15 protein-coding genes are annotated in these 21,088 nt (G+C 49.2%); 5 read left to right on the forward strand and 10 right to left on the reverse strand.

Annotation, left to right across the window (positions count from 1 at the left end):
* Nucleotides 1–81: 81 nt before the first annotated feature.
* The 5 genes from J0A67_RS02515 to mtaB form a co-directional block, all read right to left on the reverse strand.
* On the reverse strand, nt 82–1,170 hold the full coding sequence (locus J0A67_RS02515) for an adenylate/guanylate cyclase domain-containing protein (protein ID WP_206567693.1): 1,089 nt from the start codon (nt 1,168–1,170) through the stop codon (nt 82–84).
* A gap of 268 nt (nt 1,171–1,438) precedes the next feature.
* A complete protein-coding gene (gene map, locus J0A67_RS02520; protein ID WP_206567694.1) occupies nt 1,439–2,203 on the reverse strand; it encodes a type I methionyl aminopeptidase in 765 nt (254 codons plus the stop codon).
* 233 nt (nt 2,204–2,436) lie between these two features.
* Complete coding sequence (locus J0A67_RS02525) at nt 2,437–4,449, reverse strand: alpha-amylase family glycosyl hydrolase (protein ID WP_206567695.1); 2,013 nt, start codon at nt 4,447–4,449, stop codon at nt 2,437–2,439.
* Nucleotides 4,450–4,504: 55 nt separating this feature from the next.
* Complete coding sequence (locus J0A67_RS02530) at nt 4,505–4,861, reverse strand: GIY-YIG nuclease family protein (protein WP_206567696.1); 357 nt, start codon at nt 4,859–4,861, stop codon at nt 4,505–4,507.
* A gap of 73 nt (nt 4,862–4,934) precedes the next feature.
* Nucleotides 4,935–6,254 carry a tRNA (N(6)-L-threonylcarbamoyladenosine(37)-C(2))-methylthiotransferase MtaB gene (gene mtaB, locus J0A67_RS02535; protein WP_206567697.1) on the reverse strand — a complete coding sequence of 440 codons (1,320 nt, stop codon included), beginning with the start codon at nt 6,252–6,254 and terminating at the stop codon, nt 4,935–4,937.
* Nucleotides 6,255–6,578: 324 nt separating this feature from the next.
* Here mtaB and J0A67_RS02540 point away from each other — a divergent pair, with 324 nt between their 5' ends.
* The 5 genes from J0A67_RS02540 to J0A67_RS02560 all read left to right on the forward strand — a co-directional run bounded on the left by J0A67_RS02540 (nt 6,579) and on the right by J0A67_RS02560 (nt 13,439).
* Complete coding sequence (locus tag J0A67_RS02540; protein ID WP_206567698.1) at nt 6,579–8,741, forward strand: glutamine synthetase III family protein; 2,163 nt, start codon at nt 6,579–6,581, stop codon at nt 8,739–8,741.
* A 544-nt stretch (nt 8,742–9,285) separates the two neighbouring features.
* Nucleotides 9,286–10,926, forward strand: coding sequence for a tetratricopeptide repeat protein (locus J0A67_RS02545; protein WP_206567699.1), 1,641 nt, complete (start codon nt 9,286–9,288; stop codon nt 10,924–10,926).
* Nucleotides 10,927–10,929: 3 nt separating this feature from the next.
* The gene (hemL, locus tag J0A67_RS02550) at nt 10,930–12,222 is read left to right on the forward strand and encodes a glutamate-1-semialdehyde 2,1-aminomutase (RefSeq protein WP_206567700.1); all 1,293 of its coding nucleotides are present in this window, start codon (nt 10,930–10,932) and stop codon (nt 12,220–12,222) included.
* Between the two features lie 101 nt (nt 12,223–12,323).
* Nucleotides 12,324–12,881, forward strand: coding sequence for a hypothetical protein (locus J0A67_RS02555; protein WP_206567701.1), 558 nt, complete (start codon nt 12,324–12,326; stop codon nt 12,879–12,881).
* Between the two features lie 204 nt (nt 12,882–13,085).
* Nucleotides 13,086–13,439 (forward strand): Spx/MgsR family RNA polymerase-binding regulatory protein, encoded by a 354-nt coding sequence (locus tag J0A67_RS02560; RefSeq protein WP_206567702.1) that lies wholly within the window; start codon nt 13,086–13,088, stop codon nt 13,437–13,439.
* Here the strand turns inward: J0A67_RS02560 and J0A67_RS02565 are convergent.
* The 5 genes from J0A67_RS02565 to J0A67_RS02585 all read right to left on the reverse strand — a co-directional run bounded on the left by J0A67_RS02565 (nt 13,436) and on the right by J0A67_RS02585 (nt 20,989).
* The gene (locus J0A67_RS02565; RefSeq protein ID WP_206567703.1) at nt 13,436–14,818 is read right to left on the reverse strand and encodes a c-type cytochrome domain-containing protein; all 1,383 of its coding nucleotides are present in this window, start codon (nt 14,816–14,818) and stop codon (nt 13,436–13,438) included. The two genes, J0A67_RS02560 and J0A67_RS02565, sit on opposite strands and share 4 nt — an antisense overlap.
* Nucleotides 14,815–15,684 (reverse strand): sugar phosphate isomerase/epimerase family protein, encoded by an 870-nt coding sequence (locus tag J0A67_RS02570; protein ID WP_206567704.1) that lies wholly within the window; start codon nt 15,682–15,684, stop codon nt 14,815–14,817. Before J0A67_RS02570 ends, J0A67_RS02565 begins: the two co-directional genes overlap by 4 nt.
* Nucleotide 15,685: 1 nt before the next feature.
* Nucleotides 15,686–17,194 (reverse strand): DUF1501 domain-containing protein, encoded by a 1,509-nt coding sequence (locus tag J0A67_RS02575; RefSeq protein ID WP_206567705.1) that lies wholly within the window; start codon nt 17,192–17,194, stop codon nt 15,686–15,688.
* Nucleotides 17,194–19,869: a PSD1 and planctomycete cytochrome C domain-containing protein gene (locus J0A67_RS02580; protein ID WP_317195033.1), complete on the reverse strand. Its 2,676-nt coding sequence runs from the start codon at nt 19,867–19,869 to the stop codon at nt 17,194–17,196. The genes J0A67_RS02575 and J0A67_RS02580 overlap by 1 nt, the downstream gene beginning before the upstream one ends.
* A gap of 163 nt (nt 19,870–20,032) precedes the next feature.
* On the reverse strand, nt 20,033–20,989 hold the full coding sequence (locus J0A67_RS02585; RefSeq protein WP_206567707.1) for an NAD-dependent epimerase/dehydratase family protein: 957 nt from the start codon (nt 20,987–20,989) through the stop codon (nt 20,033–20,035).
* Nucleotides 20,990–21,088: the final 99 nt, after the last annotated feature.

Below are 21,088 nucleotides of genomic sequence, written 5' to 3' on the forward strand. Positions count from 1 at the left end.
GCATTTCCAGCGCCAAATTTCCTCAAAAATTCCATAGGATAGACAGGTTTGGTGTTTTCGTTTTTTGAATCACAGCTTGGCCTATTTCTGCACCGAAAACAATTCCATCGCCTCATCTTTTCCCCTCAGGTCGTTGAAGCCTTTGGATATTACTTTAAACTCCCCACTTGGCTTAAGCAACTGGAGTAAGTCCGCGGAAATCAGCAGATCTGCTCCATAGGAGTTGCAAAGTCCCTGGATGCGGGCGCAGGTATTGAGTACGTCTCCAGTGAAAAGGATCTCTTTTTTGATGATGCCGATCTCTCCGGCGGTGACTTTGCCGCAATGTATCCCGGCTTTGAAGGCCGGAACTTCCCCATAGAGGTTTTGATAGAAATCCTGCTTCCTTCCCAAGGCTTCCTTCATCCAAAAAAAGCAATGCAGACAGGTCTGGTCTTTTACGCCCTTGTTCAATGGCCAAGACACGATCACCTCATCCCCGGCATACTGGTACACTTCTCCAGCGCTCCGCAAAATAGGGGCAGAGAGATCCTCGTAGTACTTTCGAAGCATGGCAAAATAGCGGCTATGCCCTAGCCTTTCGGCGATACTGGTGGAGGACCGCATATCTAGAAACATAAACACCCGCTCTTCCACAACTGGCTGATGATATTTTCCCGTGAGAAAATGGCTTAGCGCTTTGGGGCCAATGTAGTCGCTGATTTCGAAGTAAAACAGGGAAAGCAGCAAGGAAAAAGAAAGCTGGACCATGGTACTTAGATGGGTAACGCTGGCTAGGTAAGCAGCAAATTTGCTCCAGACCTCGGCGCTGAAAATCGGCTGCCCCAGTTCTATGCCCGCCGCGATGGGAAAGCTGATCAGGATGATGAGGTGAAAGATCAGGCTATAGGCCAGCAGTTTGAAAATGATCCTGAGCACAAAGCGCTGACGGCGGAATAGCCGACTCAAAAAGCGGATCTCCACCCAGCCGGTGAGCAGGCCGAAGACAAACACGGCAAGGCTGGCCATGAGGAATACTGGGAAAGTCACCCGAATGGCAGTGTCGGGTTGATTTTCGAAATTTCCGGTGACAGCGGCTTCCGAAAGCAGAAATACCCAACCCGTGACTAGCCAGATCAGCCCAAACGGGAGCATGTGGCCCCAGATTCTTTTGTTGGCCGGGGAGAGCATCTAGGGGAGAGTTGGATGGAGAGATCTGCGAAAAAGACGGGGAGATCCCTGATTTGGCTTGCGCTGCATGGCAGGATAAGGACCATTCTTTCCCCAACTTAGGCATCCTGTCCGAAAAAGTAAAGGAATAGCGGATAAATGGACTGAGGCTGGGATTGTTGATTGGAGAGCGAACTCCAAAGTATTCTGATCCCTCAGAAGAGCATCATTTCACCTCAGAGCTGAAATTCTTTACTCCGGAGCCAAACTGATTGAGGTCTAGGTTGGCTCAATTCCAGATTGCGTTGCTTTTGGTCAGGATGATCGGTTCACGGTCGGTGATCAGAATGGTGTGCTCGTGCTGAGCCATAAAACCCCCACGGTTACCCACCAAAGTCCAGCCGTCAGCCAGGGTGTCTGCATAGGTTGAATCGGTGGCGATAAAGGTCTCGATGGCTACGACGGAGTTTTTGCGAAATCTCCGCTGATCGTATTTGTTGCGATAATTGAGCAACTCGTCAGGCTGTTCGTGTAGGCTGCGGCCGATGCCATGCCCGCCCAGGTTTTTGATGACTCGATATCCCCGCTTTTTGGCTTCCGTCTCCATCAGATGGCCGACATCGGAGATTTTCACCCCGCCTTTGAGCTGTGCCAAAGTTTTCTTTAGGATCTCCTTGGACGCTTCCACCAAAGGGCGATGTCCGTGAATGTCCTCACCGATGACAAAAGAACCACCATTGTCCGCCCAAAACCCATCCAACTCCGCGGAGACGTCGATATTGATCAGGTCGCCTTCTTGTAAAATCCGCTTGTCCGAGGGGATGCCGTGGCAAAACTCCTCATTGACGCTGATGCAGGTCCAGCCCGGAAAGCCATAAGTCAGAAAAGGGGCTGACTTGGCTCCAAAATCCGCCAAAATCTGGGCGCCGAATAGGTCGAGGTCCTTGGTGCTGATTCCCGGTTTGGCATATCGGGTCATTTCTTTGAGGGCGATGGCCACGGCTTCGCTGGCTTTTTGCATTCCTATCAACTCGGATTCTTTGGAAATGGACATGGTGAAAAGGATAATGTTGAGAGTCTAACTTGGAGAAGGGGAAAGTAGTTCCGGGCTTAAGTATGGAGCAACAATCGGAATTCCAAATTCCTGAAAATATTAGGGTGGAATTACAAACTTCGCCCAGTTGAAAGTTTATTCTGAACTCAGTGGGATGAGTTATGTTACAAACCCAACTGAAAACGATTCGGTCAAAAGCTCTTTGACGGAATCAAATTCCAGTAGAGCGATATTTATTTCTTCCTCTCCATCACCATCACCACCCGATTGGGGATATAGAGATGCAGGTGATGATTGGCATCGGTGGGGTAGTCTATGGATTTGTCCAGTCGCTCGAAACCTCCGAAGTCCTTTTCGTCGGAGTGGAGTAGGATTCGATAGTTGCCTTCTTGGTCGATGTGTATGGGAAATCCGAAAAAGGACTCACTGGGATGAAAGGAAAACACGAAAATAAGTCCGCCCCGCTCATACGCCAGTATTTTCTTGTCTGGATCCAAGTGGAGCTGCTGGGCAGGTGCTGCCGATAGGAGGCGGTACTGGATAGCTAGGTGAATCATCGCCTCGTCCCACGCGCCCATTTGTCGGTAGCGGAGGAGTGGATCGTCCACGAGAGACCACTGCCGACGGGCGTATTGGTAGCTCCAGTCGTTGCCCAGACGGGGGAAGTCCACCCACTCTGGATGCCCAAATTCATTGCCGATAAAGTTCAGGTAGCCTTCCCCGCCTAAGCTCAGCGTGATCATGCGGATCATCTTGTGCAGGGCGATGCCGCGGTCCACCACGAGGTTTTGCTCCAGGACGGTCATCGAAAAATACATCTCCTTGTCCATTAGCCAAAAGGCGATGCTTTTGTCTCCGACCAGTGCCTGGTCGTGACTTTCCGCATAGGCGATGGATTTTTCCTGGGCTGGCCGGTTGGTCAGCTCATGCCAAAGCTCAAACATGTCCCATTGCTCGTCGGGCTTGTGTTTGAGTGTTTTGATCCAGAAGTCGGGAATCCCCATAGCCAGGCGGAAGTCAAAGCCTATCCCCCCGTCTGACACCGTGCGGCTCAGCCCCGGCATCCCACTGACTTCCTCCGCGATGGACAGAGCATTTGGTTTGAAAGAGTGGATCAGCGTATTGGCCAGTTGGAAGTAGAGGAGCGCTTCCTCGTCCACTCCGGCGTCAAAGTATTTCTCGGCGGAGTCAAACGACACATGACCATGGTGGTGGTAGAGCATGGAGGTTGCACCGTCGAACCGGAAGCCATCGAAATGAAATTCTTCCAACCAATAGCGGATGTTGGAGAGCAGGAACTGCTGTACTTCCCATTTGCCGTAGTTGAAGAGCTTGGAGTCCCAACCCTCATGATAGCCCCGGTCTCCGGAATGGAAGTATTGGTCATCCGTCCCGTCAAATTCGTTCAGCCCTTCGTTGACGTTTTTGACCGCGTGGGAGTGGACAATGTCCATAATCACCGCGATGCCCATCCGATGGGCGGCATTGATCAGGGACTTCAGCTCCTCCGGCGTCCCAAATCGGGAAGATGGCGCAAAGAAATTGGAGACGTGATAGCCGAAGGAGCCGTAATAGGGATGCTCCATCACGGCCATCAGTTGGATTGCATTGTAGCCTCCGGCTTTGATACGGGGGAGTATGTTTTCTTCGAATTCTTTGTAGGTGCCGACTCCGAGTTTTTCCTGCGCCATGCCCACATGACATTCGTAAATCAGTGGCATTTCGAAGGTTTTTTGAAGAGAAAAATTCTGGTCAGTCCAGTTGAATTTTTCCTCCGGAAACCAAAGTTGCCCAGAAAAGTCGTGGGTCTCTTCGTCTTGGACTACCCGGGTGATATGGGCTGGAATGCGGTCCAGATCTGTGTCGTTGGCGCCGATGATGCGAACTTTGATCCGGCTTTGGTGGACGAAGTTGTCTTTATAATCAGCATAGGGCAGAAAGATCTCCCAGTCACCCCGGTGGTTTTTGCGCAAGGGATGGGAATTGCGGTCCCACCAGTTGAAGTCTCCCGTGAGGAAAAGCCCCTTGGCCTCAGGCGCCCATTCCCGATAGATCCAGCCATTTCGGAATTTGTCGAAATGGACCCCATAATACTCGTGCATCCGGGCAAACTCCAGGATGTTTCCCGAGAAATCATTGATCGCGTGGAGGGTTGAGCGAAACCTTTCATATCGAGCCTCGATCACCGGGGCGAAGGGTTCGAGCCAGGTGTTGTCCTGAATGAGGGGTAGAGGCTGTTGAGTCACAAAAAGTCAGGTTTTGGAATAGTTGAAATTAGGGAAAAATGGGAGTTCGGCAAGCTCACCCGCCGGAGTTCGACAAGCTCACCCGCCCGAGTTCGACAAGCTGGCCTAGATAAGCTCGGCCACCGGTGAAACTATTTTTACTTTTACTCAGCTTACTTAAAAGATCAAAATCACCATTTATCAATGCATCTTTTTTTGCGTGGGACCAATTTTGAACTTGCTTTTCCCTGAAGAAAGCCTCGTCAATGCGACTGAATTTTTCAAAATAAACCAGCACTACGGGAAGGTGCTTTTTGGTGAAATTAGCACCTTCTCCTTCCTGATGTTGGGTCAATCTTCGATCAAGATCTTTGGTGCTTCCGGTATAATACTGCCCATTGGCGCAAATCAGAATATACATGAAGGCTTCCATACAAAAAATAAGAGTTCAAAAATTGACCTCGGCAAGCTCGGTCACCCAATCACGGCCACCGAGCTTGTCGAAGCTAGTGTTTCTCATACACCATCTCCGGTTCAAGGACTTCTACATTGCCAAAATCATTGATTTGGTCCAATTGAACCACTTTCAACTCATTGATGAGCATGGGGTCATACTTCGCCGCGACGCGGATATAGTTTTCGGTGAAGCCGTGCATTTTGCCATTTTCCACGTCTTCTTCGAAGAGGACGGTGAAGGTCTTTCCTAGATTTTCTTCGTAAAATTTCCTTCTCTTTTTCTCGGAAAGGATGCGCAGCATCTTGGAGCGCTCGTTACGCTTTTTCATCGGCACGACACCATCCATTTCAACTGCACGGGTGTTTGCCCGCTCGGAGTAGGTAAATACGTGTAGGTAGGAGATTTCCAAGTCATTCAGGAAATTGTAGGTTTCCAGAAACAGCTCGTCGGTCTCGCCCGGAAATCCCACGATGACATCCACTCCGATACATGCATGAGGCATAAGCGTCTTGATCTTGGATACGCGGTCTTCATAAAGCTCCCGAAGGTATCGTCGGCCCATTTTTCTCAGGATTGTATTGGAGCCGGATTGAAGTGGAATATGGAAGTGGGGGACAAACCGCTTAGACCTAGAGGCAAATTCGATGATCTCGTTCGTCAAAAGGTTGGGTTCGATGGACGAAATACGGAAGCGGTCAATGCCATCTACTTCATCCAGCGCGAAAACGAGGTCTGCAAAACGTTCGTTTCTTTTTCCGTCGACAATCCCAAAGTCACCGATATTCACTCCGGTAAGGACGATTTCCTTGACATCCGTTGCCGCGATCTCCCTTGCCGAGGCCAAAACGGACTCGATGGTATTGCTTCGGCTTTTTCCCCTTGCCAAGGGAATGGTACAGAAAGCACAGCCGTAGTTGCATCCATCCTGGACTTTGAGAAAAGTCCGGGTTCTGTCGTTGATGGAATAAGCGTTGTTGAAGGATTTGGCTTCGGTGATCTCGCTTGCCAGAACTTTTGTCTCCTGTACTTTGGCAAAATCATCCAAAAGCTCAATCAAACGGAATTTTTCGGCTGCGCCGAGAACGGCATCGACTCCTTCTATCTCCGAGATTTCGGTTGGTTTGAGCTGTGCGTAACAGCCGATGATGGCTACATAAGAATCCGGAGAGATCTTTTTGGCCTCTTTGACGATCTTCTTGCACTTCTTGTCGGCATTCTCGGTGACCGAGCAGGTGTTGATGATGAATATGTCGGGACTTTCCTGAAAATCGACTTTGAGATACCCTTTTTCTTCGAATTGTCTGCCAATGGTGGATGTCTCAGAGAAATTCAGCTTGCAACCGAGCGTATAGAAGGCAACTTTTTTCATGTGATGGTCTTTGATTTTTAATTGCCAAGCGGAATCCCGCATGGCTTTTAAAAACTTTTGTGAAAAACGATGTTATTTCGCCCGATTTCACAAATCTCCGGATTTAGACGGTTTTGCAAAGGTAAGTATTCCACTGCTTTTTTCAATTTTCCAATTTTGGGGATGGAAATACACTTTTTTTGGCCTTTTGGCTTGAAAAACGCCATGAATTTTTGAAAAAAGTGGAATTTTTTTCAAAAATGATCTCAAAAATAGGTCGATCTCTTTTTCGAGTGCATATTTTTCTATTTTTGTGGGTGTAATATTAAACCACTTATTGTAGAAATGGCAACACTTAGACAACAAGCCCTGGGAATGGTTCAGGCGAGACCGCGGGTCAACGTAACCCCACCGTCTTCTAAAATTTCGGATTATTTTGGCACCAACGTCTTTGGATTGGGACAAATGAAAGCCTCTTTGGCGCCTTCTGCCTATAAGAAGGTGATGGAAGCGGTGGACAAAGGAACCAAAATCGATCCTGCGACCGCCGAAGAGGTGGCAACTGCCGTGAAAACCTGGGCGCTTGCTAAGGGAGTCACCCATTTTACGCACTGGTTTCAGCCATTGACCGGCTCTACAGCCGAGAAGCACGATTCATTCTTTGATATGTATGCAGGGATCGAGAAGTTCAAAGCTTCCGCGCTAGTACAGCAAGAACCTGATGCTTCCTCTTTCCCCAACGGTGGTATCCGTTCGACTTTTGAAGCACGAGGCTACACCGCATGGGATCCTTCGTCTCCGATTTTTATCCTCGAAAAGACGCTTTGCATCCCGACCATTTTTGTGTCCTATACTGGCGAAGCACTGGACTACAAGACTCCACTGTTGAAGTCTATGGAAGCTGTCAATGACGCGGCGGTAGAAGTCTGCCAGCTTTTTGATCGCAATGTGAGAAAAGTTTCCCCTTCATTGGGTGTGGAGCAGGAATACTTCGTGGTGGACAAGGCGCTTTTCGCTGCCCGTCCTGATCTCGTGATGGCTGGCCGCTCTGTATTCGGTCACAGCCCGGCTAGAGGGCAGCAGTTGGAAGACCACTACTTCGGTTCTATCCCTACCCGCGTGAAAGATTTCATGATGGATTTTGAGATCGAGGCGCACAAGTTGGGTATTCCTTTGTCAACTCGTCACAATGAAGTGGCTCCAGGCCAGTTTGAAGTGGCTCCTATCTACGAAGAAATCAACAAAGCCATCGACCACAACCAGCTTTTGATGGACGTGATGGACAAGGTGGCTGAAAAGCACGGCCTAAAAGTGTTGTTCCACGAGAAGCCTTTCGCAGGGGTGAACGGTTCCGGTAAGCACAACAACTGGTCTCTGATCACCGACACTGGTGTCAACCTTTTCCAGCCAAGCAACTCTGCCCGTGAAAACCTTCAGTTCCTGACCTTCTTGGTAGCGACTGTTAAGGCGGTGCACGACCACGCTGACCTCCTGAGAGCGAGCATCGCGTCTGCAAGCAACGACTTCCGTCTAGGCGCCAACGAAGCACCTCCAGCTATCATGTCCGTATTCTTGGGCGGCACTTTGACCGACGTATTGGACGAGTTGGAGAAAAACGGCAACATCAAGATCGAGAAAGGCGACAACATGTATATGAAATTGGGTATCTCCAAGATCCCCGAGATCATCCTGGACAACACCGACCGAAACAGAACCTCTCCATTCGCTTTCACTGGAAACAAGTTTGAATTCCGTGCGGTAGGTTCCTCAGCAAACTGCGGCCTTCCAATGACTACACTCAACGTGATCGTGGCCGAAGTACTGAGAGGAATGTACAAGGATATCGAGAAGGAAATGAACGCTGGCAAAGAGAAGAAGATTGCCATCGTCAATGTCCTGAGAAAATACATCAAGGAGTCCAAAAAAGTAAGATTTGAAGGTGATGGCTACTCTGAGGAGTGGGCAAAAGAGGCCGAAAAGAGAGGTCTTTCCAACCTGAAGTCTACCCCTGAGGCATTGGATGTCTATGAAAGGAAAGCTATTAAGGAGCTTTATGAGCGTCATAATGTACTGAACCACATTGAGGTGCACGCCCGACATGAAATCATGCTGGAGGACTACATCAAAAAGGTGCAGATCGAAAGCCGCGTGATGGGTGACCTAGCTTTGAACCACATCATCCCTACCGCGATCCTTTACCAAAACAAACTGATCGAAAACGCAAATGGCTTGAAAGGCCTGGGCTTGGATCATTCTGCGGCAGTAGAGACGATCAAAGACGTAGCGAGACATATCGAATCCGTTAAGTCCAACGTGACCGCCATGGTGGAGGCTCGCAAGAGACTCAACAAGGAGGAGGACATCGTGAAGCGAGCAAAAGGCTACCAGTCAGAGGTGAAAGCAGCTTATTTTGACAAAATCCGCTATGCTGTTGACAAGCTTGAGCTTCTGGTGGACGACGAAAGCTGGCCACTTGTGAAATACCGCGAAATGCTTTTTATCCGCTAGTTCTCAGCGAATAAACTATCTAACAAAACCACCTGAAAGGGTGGTTTTTTTGTGCCCGCATCTGTGTCGGAGAAAGTTGTCAAGCCGGTGCAGATATCCCGTACACTGGCTAGCGCTGCTTTGGTCTACGCTGGCTCGAAGACCCAGCTAGATTTGTCGATAAAGTAACTAATGCGCCAGACCTACTCGCGGGCAGTCTGACTTTATTCAAGCCGTGGCTGCTTCCCACCTATCCACTTAATGAAAGTCGCGGACTTTGCACAGTCCCTTCGAATAGGGGTTTTTTATCGATGTGGATTAATCGCCTCAATCTATGGACATTTTGTATGTTGCCAAGAAAGCGGGGTAGAGGGCGGTGTTATCTCGCGCGCTGATGCTGGTCTAGCAGAGACTGGGCAAGTGTGAATTGAAGTTGAGAAGCTTGTTTGTGCTGATATTTTCAGGGGTGTTTTTTGGATTGCAAACCCTTTCTGGCCCAAACTTTGGGTTTGGAAATAATGGGTTAAATTTGCCATGCCTGAATCATCCCGTTACAATCGGAACTATGCGAAATCTGTTAATCATCCTTTTTCTATTTTTTTTCGGTCATTACTCTATAGCTCAGGGACTTCCTCAGGAATACCTGAACGCTAAGAACATCTTGTTAGCCAAAGATTATTGGGGTGCGATCAATGCCTTCAAACCATTGACTGACTCCGAAAAATATGGGAATTTGGCCAACTATGCCGCTTTTCATTTGGCAGAAGCGGCGCTTGCCGCCAACCAGCCTGCGCAGGCAATCAGTGCCTTACAGCCCATGTATGGTAAAAACTGGAGCAAGTCTGATGAGGCGAAATACCTTTTGGCAGTAGCGTATTTTCAAAACAACCAAAACTCTGAAGCCCTAAGGGTTATCAAGGGCATCAAAAACGAATCGATTCAGAGCAAAGCTTACAACGCCACTTTCGAATACCTGAGCAAGGCTACAGCGAGCTATCTGGTGGCCAACTTGGATGAATTCAAAACCAATGAGGGGTATACTGCTGCTTTGGCCGCTGTACTACAGAAACAGACCATCATGTCGGCAAGCGAGATCGCAGCGCTCAAGCAAATCAAGTCCAGCTCTCCTGCCAAAAACCAGCCCAAGGATGATATTTTAGATCTGGTGGTGATTCTTCCGTTTACCGGATCGGGTACCTCCAGCGTATCCCAAGTGAATCCGTCGGATTTCATCTTCGAGCTTTATCAAGGTATAGCATTTGGAGTGGATCAGCTGCGGTCGGAGGGGAAAAAGGTCAAAATGATCACGTTTGATTCTAAGAGAAACCTCGATCACCTTACCAATCTTTTGAACGATCCGGAGATCAAAAGTGCGGATGCGATCATCGGCCCGATCTACCCCGAGGAGAGTGAATTTGTCAGTGCTTTTGCCGAAAAGGAAGAAATCCCTTTCATCCATCCCCTGTCCAATCTGGGAGAAAGATTTGAGGAAACAGAATTCAGCTACCTGTTTAGGCCATCGGTCATTTCGCTTTCTGCAGGAATTATCTCAAGCCTCAAGTCCCAAAAATGGGGTAACCGCGTAGCGATTGGATATAGCGGAAGCTCCAGGGACGAGAAATTGGGACTTCTCCTTAGTGAGGACCTCCAAAAGGCGGGATTTCAGGTGGCGAAAGTCCAAAAAATCGACCCGAGAAACGCTTCAACCTTTCTCCAGGGAATGGGGGTGAGTAGGGGTAATTCGCCGTCAGTTGATCAAATCATCATCTTGGCAGACGACCCGGCGATAGGCCAATCTGTTTTTTCATTAATGGAAAGCATCACCACTTCTGTCCCCGTTTTAGTCATGGATTCTTGGCTAGGTTTCAACTTTGCCAACTTTGAGATGCTGGAGTTTCCCAACTTTTATTTCATCTCCAATAACACACCGAAGTTTGATTCGGAGTATATGACAAGCTTTAGGAAACAATATTACGAGCAATACCTGGCATACCCGATGATGAATACTGTGTTGGGTGCAGAGCTTGTCAATTGGCTGGGAGCCAACGTTACATCCAGCTATTCTTTTGATCTTCGAAGAGGATTGAACCAGCAGGCTTTCCAGCAAGGCAAGTTGACTTGGGGATATAATTTTCAAAATTCGAACAACAACAGTTATACGCCTGTGTTCAAGCTTGAAGCGGGCGAACTGATTCCTTTACAATAAACCATGCAGATTTCTGAAAGCAAGCGGCTTTTCGCCCATGCAAAGACCGTTATTCCCGGCGGTGTAAACTCTCCCGTTCGTGCATTTCGCGCGGTGGGAGGAGACCCGATATTCATTTCCAAAGCAGACGGAGCCTACCTTTACGATGCCGACGGCAATGCTTACATTGAAATGATCAATAGCTGGGGTCCCATGATCCTGGGGCACAACCATCCCCTGATCCGCGAGGCTGTGATCAAAGCCATGGAAAGCGGAACGTCATTTGGAGCACCTACGGCGAGGGAGGTGGAGATCGCGGCGCTGATTGTGAACATGGTGCCGTCCGTGGAGAAAGTGCGCATGGTCAACTCGGGTACCGAGGCTACCATGTCCGCTATTCGGGTAGCCAGGGGATATACCGGTCGGGATAAATTCATCAAGCTGGAAGGGCACTACCATGGCCATGGAGATTCGTTTTTGATCGCCGCCGGCTCGGGTGCGATTACCATGGGAAATCCAGATTCTCCGGGGGTAACGAGCGGCACGGCCAAAGACACGCTTTTGGCTCCATACAACGACCTTCAGGCAATTGAAAATCTCGTTGTGGCCAATGATGGGGAGATTGCCGCTTTGATCCTGGAGCCTGTGCCGGGAAATATGGGGCTCTGTCTCCCTGACCCCGGATATCTTCAGGGATTGCGGGATATCTGTACGCGAGAGGGAATCGTTTTGATTTTTGACGAAGTGATGACAGGTTTTCGCTTGGCAAAAGGTGGCGCACAGGAGCTTTTTGGAGTGATTCCGGATATGACCACTATGGGCAAAATCATCGGAGGAGGTATGCCGGTGGGTGCCTATGGAGGAAAGAAAGAGATCATGGAATTCGTATCTCCTGCTGGGCCAGTTTACCAAGCGGGGACGCTTTCCGGCAACCCAATTGCCATGGCTGCCGGATTGACCATGCTAGATTACTTGGATACCCATCCGGAGGTCTACAGCCGACTAAACGAGATCGGAATGCAGATCGCATCCGGTATCTCGTCGATCAACCAGAGTCTTGGGCTGGATTTTACGATCAATCAGCTGGGAAGTATGTATTCCCTCTTTTTCACCCAGGAATCGGTGACGGATTTTGAATCTGCGAAGACCTCTGATACGGCCTTGTTTGGCAAATACTTCCAGGCCATGCTGCACCGCGGCGTGTATCTGGCGCCTTCCCAGTTTGAAAGCTTATTCCTTTCCACTGCGCTAAGCGATGACCTAATCGGAAAGATCCTCCAGGCGCACGAGGAGAGCATGAAGGAGATTATTTCTTGATGTCCTAAAATGATGGGAATCCCTCGAAAATACCCTATGGAGGGTATTTTCGAGGGATTTTTTTTGTCTGATCTTGTCGATGAAAACTCAATAGCCTCCCTATGAAAATACGTTTATCCCTTCCGTCTTTTATGCTGATCCTTTTGGGGCTTACTGCTTGTGCCGATACGGAAGATCAGAAGCCTGATGACCAGATACCTTTCGAGTATTATTTTAAATTCAAAGTCGACAATCAGGAGTATTTCTATGGATTCAACGAGATCTGGGATCAATTCAATCCTAAAGAAAAGTATGAAGGAAGCCTCACTGAGAATGTTATCCTCTACAACTCCGGCAATTTGTACGCTAGTGTGCGCGAGGGCTGTGGGGATCAACCTGAAAGAGATTGCATTTGGGGGGTGTTTTCAATCGGCGGAAACTCGCCTGGGACCTATGAGGCAAATCCTGTACAGGTCATTGGAACAAACGAAGTTGTTTATGTGCCATTTTTGAACGGCAATGCCAAGGATGGAAACTTAACTGTCACAATAAAGAAAATCGATCCAATAGGTCGGTATGTAGAGGCTTCTTTTTCAGGTCAGCTATATAGTGAAACCACCAGGGAGGAAGTGCTGAAGACAATCGCTGGCGAGTTCAGAGCCTATTACAATCCGGATTGAGCCAAAGGCAGGCGGTTTCACTGTCCAAATAAGAAAAAAGGAAGATTGAGCTTTCTCCTCCGAACCGTTGCGCCGGTGTCGAAACCGCCTCGATCCATCATTGGCTAGGCAGGTGCTGATTAATTTGAACAAATTGGAAAAATAAGAAAGGACGCGGTATTTTTGCACCTCGTTTATTCGATTGATTAAAACAACAAGCTTAGCATGTCCATTAAAGTATACGGTATCAAGAGCTGCGATACCATGAAGAAGACTTTCAATTTCCTAGAGGAAAAAGGAGTGGATTACGAGTTCACCGACTACAAAAAAGAAGAAATAAGCCCCGAGCTGTTGGAGGATTTTTTGGCAAAAAGCTCACTCGAAGCACTGGTTAACAAGAAGGGGACAACCTATCGCAAGATGGACGATGTCCAGAAAGTAGCGCTGGAAAAGGCGGAGACGGCCATTCCTATCCTGATCGAAAATCCCAGTATGATCAAGCGCCCGTTGATTACGTATCCTGACGGAAGCTTGACTTTGGGCTTCAACGAGGAGAAAATCGCCTCGCATCTCGGCTAATACACGATGGTGTCTGTCGGCAGGGGAGGGAGTTGATAGTTTCCTTTCTCCAAAACGAAGCTGAAGGAAGCGTTGCTTTCCTCGGAACTGGCAGGACTGTCAAATACAAATACCTTGCTCAGACTCGGGTGATTTTGGAGAGGTCGCAATTGTTCCAAGGTCACCTGTGTTTGGTTCAGGTAGAGATTCTTCAAATTGGAAATGGACTGGAGTTCGCCAAGCTTTTCTCCTGAAATGGCCGTTTGGTTGAGCTTGAGCACGGTCAAGTTTGGAAGGGTCTGTATGGAATCCAGAATCTGGTCCGTCACCTGCGTCCCTGAAAGATCCAAAAAGGCAATTTGTTGGCTGGCTATCTTGAGCTTTGCCCAGTCCGATTCCGAAAACTGCGGAAAGTTGACGCATGACACCATGAGCCAAGACGATTCTTTTTCCACCAATTCTGCAAAAAATCCATTGGCTTTGAGCTCTTTGAGTTGCTCTTCGGAAAGGGGAGCTACGGATACATTCGGATAAAATGGGATCTCCACTTTTTCAAAGAAGGGCTCCAAAAGCTCGGCATGGATGTCTGCATCGCCAAGCTTTGAGTCGGTTTTTCCACCTAGGTCGATCCAGGCTTTGATCAGCTCGATTTCTTCTTTCTGCAATTGCCGCTTTTCCTTGGGAGGCATGTGGTCTTCGTCATCTTTTGGAAGTATTAAGCGGGAAAAAAGCGCGCTGGCTTCTGAATTTCCACCCGTAAGTATGCTGCCGTCTTCCCCTCCAGTGAGAAGGGTTTCATAAGAACTGAGGTCCAGATCACCCTTTTTGTTTCTAGGGTTGTGGCAGCTTTTGCAGTTTTGATTCAGGATAGGCTGTACCACCTGCTCAAAATAGGCTAGCTCTTCCCAGCCTTGAACAGGCAAAACTAATCCCTTTGCTTCCTCATTACTATAGCCTAGCAGTTCTTGGATTCCAGTCGGCAGAGGCTCAATCAGGTAGGTTTCTCCATGGGTGATATTTCCGCCGAGATGTCCGGTGAACATGAGAAGGACTACGAGAGCAGACGATTTGAGTCTAAAATGGTCTGGGAATGCAGCATTCTTCCTCAACTCGTAATAAAGCCAGAATGAGGCCGCGGTCGTGGTCAAGCCGAGAATGAAATGGAACTGAACGGAGTCCCAAGCAAAGCCTTCGTATTGATATTGCAGAAATCCCGAAATAGAGGATAAGAGCCCTGCCAATCCACCCAAAAGGAATGCAAGCCGAATGGATTGCAAATGAGCAGTTTCTCGCTTTTTGGAGAGAAAAACCAAAACAACCCCGAAGAGCAAAATACCGATAGGGAGATGGACCAGAATCGGATGAAACCTTCCGAAAAGCGGAAAAACAAAATCAATCATTGCAATCTCGCTTTGATGGCTTTCATGATGTAGAGATTCGCAGCCCATTGGTCTGCAATCGGCTCGTTGGTGAAGGGGACAGTCGGCAAGTAGGGTGGAGGGCCGAACTCCGTGGTGATGGTGAAGACCTCGTCTTTGGAGCTACGGATGATTTTTTCCCAAATCTCGAGGTGGACCTCAACGGCCTTTGCCCACTCCGGCGCTTCGGGATTGTTGATCTGTGGGCCTTCGGCAAAGCCAACTCGGGAGTGGATATGCTGGACGGCAGGAAGTATTTTTTGTAGAAAAGGATCATCTCCGCCTATCAATCGCTCATGCACCACCATCCAATGGCTGATATCAAGTGTCAGTTTCAGCCCGGGGAATTTTTCCAACATTTCCAAAGTCATCGGCAGAGAATAGGAAAATCTAGCACGGTGAGTCTCGTGGACCAAGGGAATTCCCGCTTTCGCCGCCATCTTTTCCCCGACTTCAAGGAAAGCGAAATTCTGCTCCAGTGTCCAAAAATCACTTCCTGTATGGCTATTGACCTTCACCGGATTCCATTTTAGAATTTCTTGCAAGCCAGGTTGATAGGCTTTTAGAGACTCATTGTATGGCAAGCCGTTATTGGTGCCGTGGAGGAAGATCACTTTCAGCCCATATTTCTTGAGGCCTTGTTTGAGCTGGGATTTGGCTTCCTGAGAACCCGGCATCCACACTTCCACACCGTCGTATCCGTCAGCTTTGACTTTGGCGAGAAACTCATCCATCGGAAGCTCATTGCCCCAGTCGGTCTGGAAGAAAAGGATTTTTTGCTGCGCAAAGAGAGAGGTCGATCCAACGAGCAAGAGTATCAAAACCAGTAAAGCGTAATTTTTGGGCATGTTAAGCGATAATTTTTCTAATCAGTTCCCCTTCGACATCCGTAAGTCTGAAAGGTCTACCTTGGAAGTCGTAGGTGAATTTTTCATGGTCAAATCCCATGAGGTGGAGTAGGGTAGCGTGTAGGTCATGGACGGAAGTGCGTTCGTCTATTCCAGAGAATCCAAAGTCGTCCGTAATTCCATAGCTGGCTCCTTTTTTGACCCCGCCGCCAGCGACCCACATGGTGAATGCATCCACATGATGGTCTCGGCCTTTGAAGCCCTGGACTTTGCCTTCGCGGTTTTCTTGCATGGGGGTCCTGCCAAACTCCCCACCCCATACTACCAGCGTGTCTTCAAGCAATCCCCTTTGTTTCAAATCGAGCAGAAGTGCGGACATCGGGCGGTCGATCTTTCGGCATTTGTTGCGCAGTCCCATATCTATCGAACCGTCTTTGTCCGTGCCATGGGTGTCCCAACCCCAATCGTAAAGCTGTACCACTCGGACGCCTTTCTCCACTAGTTTGCGAGCCAAAAGACAGTTGTTGGCAAAGGATTCTTCGCCGGGTTGGGTTCCGTAGAGCTGGTGGATGTAGTCTGGCTCATCGTTGATGTTCATCACCTCAGGCACCTCGATTTGCATGCGATAGGCCATCTCAAACTGGTTGATACGGGCGAGGATTTCGGGGTCGCCGATGGATTCAAAATCTTCCTGATTGGCTTGGTTGATCGCAGAGATGACTTTTTTCTTCAAATCCCGCGACATACCACTTGGATCTTCCAAATATAGAACGGGGTCACCCTTTGACCGGCACTGAACCCCCTGATAAACAGATGGTAAAAAGCCTGATCCCCATACGCTTTTACCTGCGTCGGGAGTCTTGCCTCCAGAAGTCAGGACGACAAAACCCGGCAGGTTTTGGTTAATTGTCCCTAGCCCATAAGTGACCCAGCTGCCAAGGCTTGGGCGACCGAGTCTAGGGGAGCCGGTCTGCATGAATAGCTGTGCGGGACCGTGGTTAAACTGATCCGTGTGCATGGCCTTGAGAAAAGCCACTTCGTCCACCACTTTGGAAAAATGCGGAAGATAGTCCGATACCCAAGCTCCTGATTGCCCATGTTGGTTGAATTTGGCCTGAGGGCCCAGCATCTTCGGCACGCCCCTGATGAAGGCAAATTTTCGCCCTTCCAGCAAGCTTTCAGGGCAATCTTGGTCGTGTAGCTTAGCCAATTCTGGTTTGAAATCAAAGAGCTCCAATTGGGAAGGTGCTCCAGCCATGTGGAGGTAAATGATGGATTTGGCCTTGCCTGCAAAAGGTGGAGGGAGCGGGGCGAGCGGATTGAGGTCGCGTTCGCTGAGGTTTAGCCCATCTTTGGCCTGTCCGTTTTTGCCGATTTCACAGCCAAAGAGCAAAGGAGCTAAGGCCAATCCGCCGACCTTGCTGACACAGTCCATGAGAAAATGCCGTCTGGTCTGGGTTTGCAGTTTTTGCACCTGCAGTTCGCTCAGTAGTTTTTCCAGATTCTTCATTAGGGCTTGGTTAAAAATTCATCCAAATTCATCATTGCGTTGGCGACCACGGCAATAGCCGCCAATTCAGCATCGGCATCGGGGTAAAACTCCATTGTAGCTTCAGGGCTAGCTTCAAATTCTTTTCTTGCCTGGACAAAAAGGTCTGACATGGCTTGTTGCTTTGAAGGGGAGATAGGCTGCAGCGTCAGCGTTTTGTAGATTTCCGCGATGGCTTTGTCAGGTATTTCTCCTGATGACTCCCATTCTTTTTTGCCCAAGACTTGAGCCGCTTCGACGTACACCGGGTCGTTGAGTGTGACCAGGGCTTGCAGGGGAGTATTGGTCACGATCCTTCTGCTAAGACATACCTCGCGACTTCCGGCATCAAACGAGATGAAAGAAGGGTAGGGGCTGGTCCGCTTCAGAAAAGTGTACACGCTGCGTCGGTATTTGTCCTCACCTTCACTTTCTGTCCAGGATTCCCCGTTGTACACGGTCATCCAGATGCCCTCGGGCTGCACGGGTTTGACCGATTTTCCATACATTTTTCTGCTCAGCAAGCCGCTGACCGCTAAAGCTTGGTCTCGGATCTGTTCAGCCGAGAGCCTAAATCTTGGGCCTCGAGCATACCACTGGTTTTTCGGGTCTTTTTGAAAGGCTTCTTGGGTAATGTCGGACGATTGCCGATAAGTGTCTGAAAGGACGATCTCCCTAATCAGGCTTTTCACACTCCATTTGTAGTTATTCATGGTTTTCCAGGCTAGATAATCCAGCAATTCCGGATGGGACGGCGGATCGGATTGGGTACCCATGTCTTCAATGGTAGAAACAATTCCCCTCCCGAATAGCTGATCCCAAACCCTGTTGACCAAGGTTCTCGCAGTAAGGGGATTGTCTTGGGAGGTGAGCCAATAGGCCATTCCGAGTCGGTTTTTGGGCCATTTGTCGTTCCAAGTTCCGAGTTCCAAAGGGGTGGTCGATTCCACCTTTTCTCCCAAAATCATCCAGTTGCCGCGCTCGAATACATGGGTCTCCCGCGCCATGAAAGGAGGATTCTCGATCAGGATGGGCAGGCGTGTTCCGCTGAACTCCAACAGATCATCCCACTGCTCTTTGACTTGGGCAAAGCCGGGTTTGTCTTTTCCTCCCAAAGTGGGAACAAAGGCAAACCACACGATGGTAGAGGTATTTTGTTGGGGTTGTGCCTTTGGGTTATTCGCCTCAATGTAGAGGTCAATCGACTCGTTCAGTACTTTAAAAGCTATTTCGCGGACGATATCGCCTTGGGTCTTGTTCATCACGAAGCTTGCCAAGATTTCCCCCTCAGCGTTGGATCTTCGGATGGTGACCTTGGTGCCGTCAAGGCCCGTTCTGTAGCTCATCAGCATTTGATCGGAGCCTTGGGTGTCGATGTTTTTGTAGACTGCGGACCCGCCAGACCTCAGACCCAGCCATTTGGTGTCGATGAGCTCGGCATTTTGGAAATCCGTGGCTAGGTGGGCGGCATATTTCGGCTCGTAGAATCTCAGGAAGTCGTATCTTAGTTTGGCTGATTTATCGCCCCCATTGGCTGCTACCCAATCTAGGATAGTGTTCATTTTCGCTTGATCCTCTTCGGGGTAAAACCTCAACTTGGGCTCCTCATCGTGGGTGTCTTCATCCCGGGAGTTGTTGAAGAAGGCAAGAGATTGGTAGTACTCTTCGTGGCGAATGGGGTCGTAAGGATGGCTGTGGCATTGGACGCAGGCCATGGTGGTGCTTTGCCACACCTCAAAAGTCGTGTTGACTCGATCCAATACCGCCGCTACTCGAAACTCTTCGTCTTCAGTCCCGCCTTCGTCATTGTTCATCGTATTTCGATGAAAGGCCGTAGCGGTCAATTGATCTTGGCTTGGATCGGGCAAGAGGTCACCCGCCAGTTGCTCTATGGTAAATTGGTCAAAAGGTTTGTCGTCGTTGAACGAGCGGATGACATAGTCCCGATAAGGCCACATGGTGCGGGAAACGTCCCGTTCATAACCCTTGGTGTCCGCGTAGCGCGCCAGGTCCAGCCACCAGCTTGCCCATTTTTCCCCATAGGCCTCGTCTGCCAAAAGAGAATCCACAAGCTCTTCATAGCTGATTTTTCCCGCGCTGAAATCGGACACCAGTTCTTTGGACGGCGGTAATCCAGTCAGATCCATGGAGACTCGACGGAGGAGCTTTAAGGGGTTTTCTGAGGGAGACGCATGCATTCCCACTTCTTCAAGTTTGGTCTGCACGAAGTAGTCTATTGGTTTTTTCGCGGCAGAATTGTCTTTGGAAAAGCCAGCAGTCTGGATTTCGCTTGGCAACTCAGGTTTTGTAAGAGGCTCGTAGGCCCAGTGCTTGCCCCATTGCGCACCCTGTTTGATCCACTTTTTCAATAGCTCAATTTCCTCCTCAGTAAGCGGAGTCCGCTTATAGGGCATGCGAAGTTCGGGATCGGAGTGGGTCAGCCTTCGAATCAATTCGCTGGATCCGGGATCGCCGGGGATGATGGCTGGATGGCCCGATTCGGTTGGAGCGAAAGCCTCATCTTCAAACAAGACGCTGAATCCACCGCTCTTTTTGACCCCGCCGTGGCACGAGATACAATGTTTGTTGAGAATCGGTTTGATCTCGGTGCTGAAATCCACCTTTTCCTCACGGTTCCAAAAAAAATATAGAACCACAACACCAGTTATTAGAGTGATCCATATGCTTAGCTTAGACTTACTCATCGAGGTTTTTTGGGACAGAAGTCCTAAAATATGGAAATCCCCTTTTGAAAGAAAATTTCAAAGTGATGAAGGGTCGAAATAAAAAAAGCCCGAAATCAATCGGGCTTTGGAATGCTTATTTTTTCGGAGGAAAGAAATCCGGAAGATTCTTCAGGATGTCTGCCGTCATGGCATCCAGGTTATAGTCTGGCTTCCAGCCCCAGTCTTGCTGAGCGCGGCTGTCGTCTATGCTGTCTGGCCAAGAGTCGGCGATGGCCTGACGGAAGTCCGGTTGGTATTCGATCTCAAAGCCTGGTACATGCTTTTTAATGCTTTCGAAGATCTCTTTTGGAGAAAAGCTCATGCCTGCGAGGTTATAGCTGGAGCGGATTTTCACGGCTTCCCGGGGAGCGTTCATGAGATCCAAAGTAGCCTTGATCGCGTCCGGCATATACATCATCGGCAGGTAGCTGTCTTCGCGGAGGAAGCAGGTGAATTTTTCCTTAGCCAAAGCCTTGTGGTAGATGTCCACGGCATAGTCGGTGGTGCCGCCGCCAGGAAGCGATTTGTAGCCGATCAGGCCGGGATAGCGAAGACTTCGCACATCCACGCCGTGCTTTTCAAAATAATATTCGCACCACCTTTCGCCTGCCTGCTTGCTGATGCCATAGACTGTGTTGGGTTCCTTGACGCAGAATTGCGGCGTGTTGATCTTCGGAGTGTTTGGCCCAAAGACCGCAATGGAGGATGGCCAGTAGATTTTGTCGAGCTTGAGGTCTTTGGCCAGCTCCAGCACGTAGAGCAAGCTCTCCATATTGAGGTGCCAAGCGAAAAGTGGGTTTTTCTCCCCTGTGGCCGATAGCACCGCGGCCAAATGGTAGATCTGCGTGACGTTTTCTTCCTTGACCAAATCGCGGATGGCCTCTTTGTTCATTGCGTCGAGCACCTCAAATCGACAATAGTCGAAAGCGGCTCTGGCGGAATCCCGGAGATCGGTGGCGATGACTTGCTCTCCGCCATGCTGCTCGGCGAGGGCTTTGGTGAGTTCCGAACCCAGCTGTCCGGCGGCTCCAATGATGAGGATTTTTTCCATGCGGTGATCTTTCAAAAATGCCCAAAAGTCGCCTAATGGGTTTTTGCTTATATTTGGGTTTGCTTGCGCAAAAGTAGTAAAATTCACCTCTCCGCATAG

The sequence above is a fragment of the Algoriphagus aestuariicola genome (assembly GCF_017254835.1).
Taxonomy (GTDB): Bacteria; Bacteroidota; Bacteroidia; order Cytophagales; family Cyclobacteriaceae; genus Algoriphagus; species Algoriphagus aestuariicola.